At 62.4% G+C, this 9,718-nt stretch carries 7 protein-coding genes; 5 read left to right on the top strand and 2 right to left on the bottom strand.

Annotated features, from left to right (window positions below; all coding sequences use genetic code 11):
* Positions 1-142: 142 nt before the first annotated feature.
* The 5 genes from CFE428DRAFT_RS20600 to CFE428DRAFT_RS20585 all read left to right on the top strand — a co-directional run bounded on the left by CFE428DRAFT_RS20600 (position 143) and on the right by CFE428DRAFT_RS20585 (position 8,640).
* Positions 143-2,227, top strand: coding sequence for an O-linked N-acetylglucosamine transferase, SPINDLY family protein (locus tag CFE428DRAFT_RS20600; RefSeq protein WP_157447586.1), 2,085 nt, complete (start codon positions 143-145; stop codon positions 2,225-2,227).
* A gap of 19 nt (positions 2,228-2,246) precedes the next feature.
* Positions 2,247-4,220, top strand: a complete 1,974-nt coding sequence (locus tag CFE428DRAFT_RS20595; RefSeq protein ID WP_162145295.1) for an O-linked N-acetylglucosamine transferase, SPINDLY family protein — start codon at positions 2,247-2,249, stop codon at positions 4,218-4,220.
* A gap of 173 nt (positions 4,221-4,393) precedes the next feature.
* Positions 4,394-5,038 (top strand): c-type cytochrome domain-containing protein, encoded by a 645-nt coding sequence (locus CFE428DRAFT_RS35960; RefSeq protein WP_083805262.1) that lies wholly within the window; start codon positions 4,394-4,396, stop codon positions 5,036-5,038.
* A complete protein-coding gene (locus tag CFE428DRAFT_RS20590) occupies positions 4,974-7,067 on the top strand; it encodes a DUF1549 and DUF1553 domain-containing protein (protein ID WP_157447585.1) in 2,094 nt (697 codons plus the stop codon). Before CFE428DRAFT_RS35960 ends, CFE428DRAFT_RS20590 begins: the two co-directional genes overlap by 65 nt.
* Positions 7,068-7,188: 121 nt before the next feature.
* Complete coding sequence (locus CFE428DRAFT_RS20585) at positions 7,189-8,640, top strand: DUF1501 domain-containing protein (protein WP_006981570.1); 1,452 nt, start codon at positions 7,189-7,191, stop codon at positions 8,638-8,640.
* On the opposite strand, the gene CFE428DRAFT_RS39015 is transcribed toward CFE428DRAFT_RS20585, so the two are convergent.
* Positions 8,637-8,798 carry a hypothetical protein gene (locus CFE428DRAFT_RS39015; RefSeq protein WP_202797474.1) on the bottom strand — a complete coding sequence of 54 codons (162 nt, stop codon included), beginning with the start codon at positions 8,796-8,798 and terminating at the stop codon, positions 8,637-8,639. The two genes, CFE428DRAFT_RS20585 and CFE428DRAFT_RS39015, sit on opposite strands and share 4 nt — an antisense overlap.
* 9 nt (positions 8,799-8,807) lie before the next feature.
* Positions 8,808-9,623, bottom strand: coding sequence for a Gfo/Idh/MocA family protein (locus CFE428DRAFT_RS20580; RefSeq protein ID WP_006981569.1), 816 nt, complete (start codon positions 9,621-9,623; stop codon positions 8,808-8,810).
* Positions 9,624-9,718: the final 95 nt, after the last annotated feature.

Below are 9,718 nucleotides of genomic sequence, written 5' to 3'. Positions count from 1 at the left end.
GCGAACTTCACCCATCCACTCGGCTGTCGGCCTCCGATATTACCGGTCCATTACGCCGGAAGGAAACGCATCTCCGCGGATTTTCCCAATTGGGTGTTGGCTGTTCGACAGTGGATGTTGGATGTTCCGCCCTTCCTCCACCGTGGCCGCCCTCACCCCCCAGCAAATCTTCGATCTCGCCAGACGACACCATCATGAGGGGCGTTTCGCGGAAGCGACGGCGTTGTGCCACCAGTTGTTGTCCGTGTATCCCGGGAATGCCAGCACGCTGCATCTGCTCGGGGCCATTGCCTTCCAGGCCGGTTCGCCCGCCGAAGCGGAGCGGTGGCTGCAGCAGGCGATCGCGGCCAATCCCGCGGATGCCGCTTACCACAATGACCTCGGCGACGTGTGGCAATCCCAGGCGCGCTATGCCGAAGCGGAGGGGTGCTACCGGCAGGCGTTGCGCCTGCAGCCACGATCCGCACCGATCCAGAACAATCTTGGAAATAACTTCAATGCGCAGGGCCGCCTCGAGGAAGCCATCACGGCCTATCGCCAGGCCCTGCAGCTCGAGCCCGGTTTTGCGGAAATCCACAGTAATCTCGCCACGGTGCTGCGGCGCAAGGGCGCGTTGGACGAGGCCATCGCCACGCTGCGACGCGCCATCGAACTGAAGCCCACCTACGCGATGGCCTACAACAATCTGGGTCACGCGCTGCTCGACAACCGCCAGGTGCCCGAAGCCATCGCAGCCCTGCAGCAGGCAATCGCCCTTCAGCCGGATCTCGCCCTCGCGCACAACAATCTCGGCACCGCCTACAAGTCTCTCGGGCAAGTCGACGAGGCCATCGCCTCCTACCGGCGCGCCCTGGATCGCGACCCGACACAGGTGCTCGCGCTGACCAACCTGGCCAACGAACTCGACCAGATCGGCGAACGCGCAGCCTCCCTCGCGCTTTACGAGCGCGCCATCGCATCGCCGCGCTGCTCGTCCGCCGCGCACAGCAATTACCTCGCGGTCCTGCACTTCGGCGCAGAGATGACCCTCGCGAAAATCGCCGAGGCCCACGCCGCCTACGACCGCCGCTTCGCCGAACCCCTGCGCGCTTCGTGGCAGCCGCACACCCACTCGCGCGAACCCAATCGCAAGCTGCGCCTTGGTTTTCTTTCGCCCTATTTCGGCATCCACCCCGTCGGTTTCTTCCTCGTCCGCCCGCTGGAAAATCTCGACCGATCGCAGTTCGAAATCGTCTGCTATCACGACGGCACCAAAGACGACCCCCTCACCGCCCGCCTGCGGGCCTGCGCCACGGACTGGCATGGCGTCCACGGAAATTCCGATGGACAACTGGCGCAGCGTATTCGCGAGGACCAAATCGACATCCTCTTCGATCTCGCCGGTCACACCGCCGGCAATCGACTGCTCCTCTTCGCGCGCAAACCCGCGCCGATTCAAATCACCTGGCTGGACTACGTGGGCACCACCGGTCTGGCCGCAATGGACTACATCGTCGCGGACGCGCGCCAGATCCTGCCGGAAGCCGAACCCTTCTATCGCGAACGCGTGCTGCGCATGCCGGACGATTACATTTGTTTCGACCCTCCGCTGGAGGCCCCACCGGTGGGTCCATTGCCAGCGGCCGCGAATGGCTTCGTGACCTTCGCCAGCTACAACATCGTGCCCAAGACCACCGGGCAAACGATCGAGCTTTGGAGCCGCATTCTGCGCGAATTGCCCGAAGCGCGATTGACCTTGGGCAATCGCGGATTCGGCACACCGGCCGCAGTCGAGCGCGTGCGGAAGCGATTTGCCGAACGCGCCATCGATCCCAGCCGGATTATTTTTCAAGGCTGGGTCCCGCGCGCCGAGCTGCTCGCCGCCTACAACCAGGCCGACATTGCTCTCGACACCCTCCCCTACAACGGCGGCCTAACCACTTGCGAAGCAATGTGGATGGGCGTCCCGGTTGTCACCTGCCCCGGCGAAACCTTCGCCAGCCGGCACGGTCTGGCCCATCTCACCGCCGCCGGTGTTCCCGAAACCATCGCGCGTGATCCGGACGATTACGTGAAAATCGCCGTCGACCTCGCGAGGGATCTTCCGCGACTCGCCACCCTCCGGGCCGGCTTGCGCGAGAAGCTCGCCTCTTCCCCGCTCTGCGATGGAGAACGATTCGCGAAGAACTTCGGCACGCTCCTGCGCTCGGCCTGGCGGCGTTGGTGCCAGGAGGAGGCTTCGTTTTGAGAGGATCTCCATGCCGCTGATGACTGCCCAACAAGCCCTCAACCTGGCCATGGATCGCCATCGCGCCGGTCAGTTCGCCGAGGCGGAAACGATCTACCGGCAACTGCATGCCTTGCATCCGGATAATGTGGATATCATCCACCTGCTCGGCATCGTCGCGGGAGACACCCGTCGCTATCCGGAGTCCATCGAATGGATGAAACGCTCCATCGCCGCACAGCCCCAGGTGGCCCGCTATCGCAGCAACTACGGAGTCATCCTGCTCGATTGCGGCGAGCTCGAGGAATCGGCCAGCCAATTGGAAACCGCGCGGCAACTCCAACCCGGGAACGCCGATATCCACTTCAATCTCGGAAATACCCGTAGCCGCCAGAAGGAGTGGGAACCCGCCATGGACGCTTACCGTCAGGCTCTCCAGTTGAATCCGCGCTACCTGAAAGCGTGGCTGAATCTTGGCATGGCGCTGCATTCCGCCAACCGTCCCGAGGAAGCCATCGCCATGTACCAGGAAGCCCGCCGCGTGCTGCCTTTCGAATACTCGTTGGCGGCCAATCTCGGCAATCTCCTCGGTGCGCAATGCCGGCTGGACGAAGCGATCGAAGCCTATCAGGCCGCCGTCGAGCTTGCGCCGCAGAGTTTCGTCACCCTCAACAATCTCGCCATCCTGCTCAAAGACCGCGGCGAGATTGCCGAATCCCTGAACGTCCTTCGGCAGAGCCTCGCCGTGGAAGCGAACGCCGACGTGCACAGCAATCTCATTTTCAATCTACATTTCGACCCCGACGCCGCTCCCAGCGCCATCGAGGAGGAAAAGCGTCTCTGGAATGCGCATTTCGCCGTTCCTCTCCGCTCCGCGCGGCTTCCCCACGTTCGCGATCGTTCCCCCGAGCGCCGCCTGCGGGTCGGCTACGTCTCGGCCGACCTGCGCAACCACGTGGTGGGTAGAACGCTGCTCCCCATCTTCGAAGCTCACGATCCCACGCAGGTGGAGTGTGTCTGCTATGCCAGCGGCCAGACAGACGCAGTGAGCCAGCGCTTTCAGGCCAAAGCCCATCTCTGGCGCGATATGGAACACTGGAGCGACGATCAGCTCACCGAGCAAATCCGCACGGACGGCATCGACATCCTCGTCGATCTCAGCCTGCACACGGCGTATCACCGCCTGACCGTCTTCGCCCGCCGACCGGCGCCGGTCCAGGTTTCCTGGCTGGGCTACCCCGGGTCGACCGGGGTCGAGACGATCGATCATTGGCTCACAGATCGTTTCCTCTCCCCGCCCGACCTCGACCTCCCGGAAAACGCCGATGGTCCGATTCGTTTACCCGATGCCTGGTGCTGCTACCCAGCGCCGGAAAGCTCTCCCGAAGTCACCGACCTGCCCTCCGCGCGCACCGGGCAGATCACCTTCGGGTGCTTCAATAACTTTTCCAAAATCAATGAGCGTGTCCTCCAGCTCTGGGCGCGGATTTTGCAGGGAGTTCCCGACTCGCGACTCATTCTGCTGCTCAAGACGGGAGCGCATCGGGAAAAGACGCTCGAGGCGATTCAACGGCACGGCATCGCCGCCGAGCGACTGGTGTTTCACGATTACGAACCCGCCTCCCTCGAGCGCAGTGCCAGCCACTTTCTGCAGCGATACGCGCAGGTGGATATCGCCCTGGATCCTTTTCCCTATAATGGAATGACGACCACCTGCGATGCCCTGTGGATGGGGGTGCCGGTGATCGCACTCCGCGGCACCCTCGGCATCAGCCGCGCCTCCTTCAGCTTGCTGGCTAATCTCGGCCTGCCCGAATATGCCGTCGCCTCGGAAGACGAGTATTGCGAAACGGCCGTCGCCCTCGCCGGCGATCGCGACCGCCTTGCGCACCTCCGCGGCACGCTCCGCGATCGCGTGATGCGCTCTCCCCTGCTCGATCCCGCGCGCTTCGCCCGCCATCTCGAAGCCGCCTACCGGGAGATGTGGGGCGATTGGTGCCGGTCGCAGGATTAGGACATTTTAAACAAACTGTAGTCGCAGTGTGGGCGGGACCGGAGAGCTGCCCTACTACTTCCGAGACGAAGGCCCTTTTCCATCACCCCGGCCAAATTCTTCACCACTTTAACCACTCTAAGGATTTCGTTAGCGATGGATAGTGCTCGGACATAAGCTTTTGAGCGTTCCGCATGCACCCGCACCCCAGCAAAAGTATCCTGCTCGCCGCCGCCATTTTCCTACCGGCCCTGGCTTTCGCCGAGCCGCATGAATTGACTCTGGAGCGCGACGTGCGCCCCATCCTCAAGGAGCACTGTTTTCACTGCCACGGTGAGGGCGAAAAGCTGAAGGGCGGCGTGGACCTGCGCCTGCGACGCTTCATGGAAAAGCCGACGAAGGACGGTGACAAGGTCATGGTCCCCGGCAAGCCCGAGGAGAGCGAGATGCTTCAGTTGGTCCGCGATGGCGACATGCCGGAGAAGGGCAAGAAGCTCACCCCTGCGGAAATCTCTACTCTCGAGCAATGGATCGCCCAAGGCGCGAAGACGCTGCGCCCCGAACCCGAGCAGGTACCGAAGGTGTGGATCACCGAGGAGGAACGCGAATACTGGGCCTTTCAACCGATCCGCCGCGGCAAGGTGCCGCAGCTCAAGAACGCCGCCGACGTGGCCCGTGTGCGCACACCGATCGATGCCTTCCTCCTCGCGAAGCTCGAGCAAAAGGGCCTCACTTTCAGTCCCGAGGGCGGACAAGCAGACCCTTCTGCGCCGGGTGACGATCGATCTCACCGGCCTGCCGCCCACGCCCGAGGAAGTCGCCACCTTCCTCGCCGATGACGCGCCCGATGCCTACGAGCGGCTGGTCGATCGCCTGCTCGCCTCGCCGCACTATGGCGAGCGTTGGGGGCGCCACTGGCTCGACATCGCCGGCTATGCGGATTCCGACGGTTATACCGACTCCGATCCCGCGCGATTGTGGGCGTATCGCTATCGCGACTATGTCATCCGCTCGATCAACGCCGACAAGCCGATCGACGAATTCATCCGCGAACAACTCGCCGGCGATGAAATGGTCAAGCAGCCCTACAAGAACCTTTCGCCGGGCGACATCGACAAGCTCACCGCCACCGCTTTCCTCCGCATGGTGCCCGACGGCACCGCCGCCGCCGCGACCGGCGAACAGACCGTGGCGCGCAATGCGGTGGTCAGCGAGACGCTGAAGGTCGTCTCCTCCACGCTCTTCGGCCTCACCGTGGGTTGCGCGCAGTGCCACGACCACAAGTACGACCCCATCCCGCAGGTCGATTACTACCGCCTGCGCGCCATCTTCGAACCGGGCTTCGATCTCGAGCATTGGCGCACCCCCAATGCGCGCCTGATCTCGCTCATGACCGACGAGGAGCGCGCCAAGGCCGCCGCTGTCGAGAAGGAGGCCCAGGTCGTCGAAACCGAACGCAAGGCCAAGGAGAACGAATTCATTGAGAAAGTGCTCACGTGGGAGTTGGAAAAGAAGCCCGAGGAATTGCGTGAACCGCTCCGCACGGCCTATCGCACCGAGGCCAAGAAGCGCACGCCTGAACAACTTAAGCTGCTCAAGGAACACCCGACGATCAATCAACTCAGTCCCGGCTCGCTCTATCTCTACGACCGCACTTACGGCACGAAGCATCAGGCCGAGTTGAAGGTCTTCAGCGACAAGGAGGCGGAGATTCGCAAACGCAAGCCGGCCGAGATCTTCATCCCCGCTTTCACCGAGACGGCCACGGCGGCGAAGACGCCTCCGCCGACCTTCGTTTTTTCACGCGGCGATCCGCAGCAACCGAAGGACAAAGTCGAGCCAAGCGATCTCACGGTGCTCACCACTTTTCATCCGAGCAACATCCCGGATTCCACGCCGGCGCAACCGACCACCGGCCGCCGCCTGGCCTTCGCCATGAGCGTGACAGACGGCAAGCATCCGCTGACCACGCGGGTGTTCGTCAATCGCGTGTGGCACCACCATTTCGGCCGCGGCATCGTCGCGTCGGTCGGCGACTTCGGCCACCTCGGCGACAAGCCGACACATCCCGAGTTGCTCGACTGGCTGGCCTCGGAATTCGTCGCCGAGCACTGGAGCCTCAAGCAACTGCACCGGCTCATCGTTACCTCCACCGCGTATCGCCAATCTTCCGAGCACACCGCGGCGCAAGATCACGTCGATCCGGACAACTATCTGCTCGGTCGCATGAACATCCAGCGCATCGAAGCGGAAACGCTGCGCGACGCCATGCTCGCGATCAGCGGCAAGCTGAACCCGAAGATGTTTGGCGCGCCGGTGCCGGTGAAGACCGATGAGGACGGCCAGATCGTCGTCGGCGTGGACACCACCGACACGGCCGGGCGCCCGACGGGCAAATACATCCCGCTCAACGGCGATGAGTTTCGCCGTAGCGTTTATATCCAGATGCGCCGCAGCAAGCCGCTCGGCATGCTGGAGACTTTCGATCTGCCGCGCATGGAACCGAATTGCGAGCGGCGCAATGCTTCGACCATCGCCCCGCAATCGCTGGCCATGATGAATGGGGAGTTCACCCTGGATGAGGCGAAATACTTCGCCGAACGCGTGACGCGCGAAGTGGGCGCCGATCCCACAACGGAAATCAAGCACGCGTGGTTGCTCGCCTTCGGTTGCGCGCCGACAGATGCGGAATTGAAAGACTCCATCGCGTTCCTCGCCAAGCAAACCGCGCACTTCAAAACGGATCCCGTGAAACCGGAGGCAGTGGCCAAGGGCAAGGAAGGGCCGCCCACCGAGCCGGCCATGCAGGCGCTTTCCAGCTTCTGCCAGGCGTTGCTCACGTCCAATGAGTTCTTCTACGTCGACTAATTACTCTTAATCCTAATCCTAATCCTACTCTTAATCTTAATCTTACTCTCCACCGTCAGCAGCGGAGATTAAGATTACGATTAAGAGTAAGATTAAGAAATCTCTGCCTCTCCACCATCTCATGAATCCGCAAAATTCCGGCTGTCTGAGCCGCCGCCATTTCCTCGCCACCAGCGGCTTTCATCTCAGCGCCTTCGGGCTCGCGTATCTGCTGAAGCAGGATGGGCTGCTCGGCGCGCCGGACAAACCCGATCTCGAAGTCCCGCACTACGATCTGCTGCCGAAGAAGCCGCATTACGAGCCTCAGGCGAAGGCGATGATCTCGATGTTCATGCAGGGCGGGCCGAGCCAGATCGACCTCTTCGATCCCAAGCCGGAGCTCGACAAGCTCGACGGTAAGAAATTCCCCGGCGACATCAAGTACGACGACGCGGCGCACGCCAGCACCACCGTGATGGCCAGCGCGTGGAAGTATCAAAAGCACGGCCAGTGCGGCACGGAGGTCAGCGAACTGTTGCCGGGCTTTGCCAGTATCGTCGACGACGCGGTGCTGTTGCGCGGCATGCAGAGCAGCGTGAACAATCACGGCCAGGCAATTTACGCGCTGCAAAATGGACGCGTCCTCGGCGGACGCCCGACCATCGGGAGCTGGCTCACCTACGCGCTCGGTTCCGAATCGCAGGAATTGCCTGCCTACGTCGCGCTCACCGATCCGCGCGGTCTGCCGGTGCTCGGCGTGGATAACTGGACGAATGGCTGGCTGCCCTCGATCTACCAGGGCACCGCCGTGCGTTCCAAGGAGCCGCGCATCCCGAATCTCGATGCCGCGCCGTATCTGCGCGGCGAAGCGCAGGACAACTATCTCGGCTTTCTCAATCAATTGAATCACGAGCATCTCGACCGGCATCCCGGCGAAAGCGATCTCGAAGCCCGCATCGCCAGCTACACTCTCGCCGCCAAGCTCCAGACCGCCGCGAAGGAAGCGCTCGATATTTCGAAAGAGAGCGAGTCAACAAAGCGGCTCTACGGCATCGACAATCCGGCGACGGCGGAGTTCGGCACGCGCTGCCTCATCGCCCGTCGCCTGGTGGAACGCGGTGTCCGGTTCGTGCAACTCTTCACTGCCAATCAAACCTGGGACCACCACATGGGCATCATCGGCAGCCTGCCAGCCGCTTGTAAATACGTGGACATTCCCGCTGCCGGTTTGGTGAAAGATCTCAAGCAGCGCGGCCTGCTCGATTCCACGATCGTGCACTGGGGCGGCGAAATGGGTCGTCTGCCGGTGATTCAATACGATTCCGGCCGCGCCAAGGTTGGCCGCGATCACAACACCTACGGCTTCTCCATGTGGGTGGCCGGTGGCGGCTTCAAGGGCGGCATGACCTATGGCGAAACCGACGAGTTCGGCCACCACGCCGTGAAGGACATCGTCAGCCATCACGACTATCACGCCACGATCCTGCACCTCTTCGGCCTCGATCACACGAAGCTCACCTTCACCCGCAACGGCACCGCGATGTCGCTCACGGACAACCAGGGTGGGCGTCTGGTGAAGGAGATCATCACCTAGCGTCGCGCCTTCTCCATCACCTCGGATAACCGCACCGGTTGCCCACCCCTGCGTTTGCTTTCATCGGCGGCTTCCATGAAGGCGAACATCTCGATGGTCTCCTCGGCTTCGACCGGTGGCCTGCTCGTCTGGAAGAACTCGATGATCTGCCGGAGCAAGGGACATAGCTATCGCCCCCCACTCGACTGCGCGGCACCGAGCGCACCGAAGCGGCTCAACGGGTCTCCCGTCGGTTGTTGCTCCGCAAAGCCAGTAGAACCGAAGACGATCACTTTATGCGAGATCGCCTTCGTGCGCAGCCCGTGCAGCACCCCAAGCCGTCCCCCGCTCCACGTCCCGGTCACCACATCGCTATCTGCGGTGTGCGAACGCACCACCGAATCGCAGCCACGCCCCAGCACCGTGTAGAGCGCTTCGACCGGATGGACACCATAGAAGAAGAGATCGGGATGATCCGGATCGAGATAGGCCGGGCCGTAGGAGATCGCCGAACGCACCTCACCGACGTCCGCTCTTCGCACCGCGGCAAGACTCTCGTGAAATCGATACGCTGAGGAACTAAACACGGGCACGCCTGCTTCTCTCGCGAGGCGAAAGATCTCGATCACATCACGCAGCGTTCCGGCGATCGGCTTATCGATGAAGACCGGATTCTTCGCGGCGAAGACGCGCCGGGCCTGCTCGAGATGGGCCCGGCCATCGAGGCTTTCGATGCACACCACATCGACCATCCCGCACAGTTCCTCAATCGACGGAACCAACGCCACACCGAAGTCCTTCACCATCGTCGCCGCAAAACCTTCCACCCGCTCCGCGCTCGCCGGCATATCGGGACTGAAGGTCTTCACAGCTGCCACGATGCGGCCACCCGAAATATGTGCGGGCGCCGTGGGATCGTTGAGCAATTTTGCAAAGGCGACGCTATGCGAGGTATCGAGGCCGATGGTGCCGATCCGGAGATCAGCTGCGGAGTCGGTACTCATAGCCGTGCTGGTTTTCGAAGCCCGCCCCTCAAAGCGGCGCAGCAGCGCCGCACTCCAAAACGCTGTCGCGGACTCGTTCGCTCAATGTGATTCGT

This window comes from Chthoniobacter flavus Ellin428 (assembly GCF_000173075.1).
Lineage (GTDB): Bacteria > Verrucomicrobiota > Verrucomicrobiia > Chthoniobacterales > Chthoniobacteraceae > Chthoniobacter > Chthoniobacter flavus.
This window is presented reverse-complemented; position numbering and strand designations above follow the sequence as displayed.

Coding starts and splice junctions, on each gene's coding strand:
- CFE428DRAFT_RS20595 (WP_162145295.1), top strand. CDS start 2,247: ATGACTGCCCAACAAGCCCTCAACCTGGCCATGGATCGCCATCGCGCC.
- CFE428DRAFT_RS35960 (WP_083805262.1), top strand. CDS start 4,394: ATGCACCCGCACCCCAGCAAAAGTATCCTGCTCGCCGCCGCCATTTTC.
- CFE428DRAFT_RS20585 (WP_006981570.1), top strand. CDS start 7,189: ATGAATCCGCAAAATTCCGGCTGTCTGAGCCGCCGCCATTTCCTCGCC.
- CFE428DRAFT_RS20580 (WP_006981569.1), bottom strand. CDS start 9,623: ATGAGTACCGACTCCGCAGCTGATCTCCGGATCGGCACCATCGGCCTC.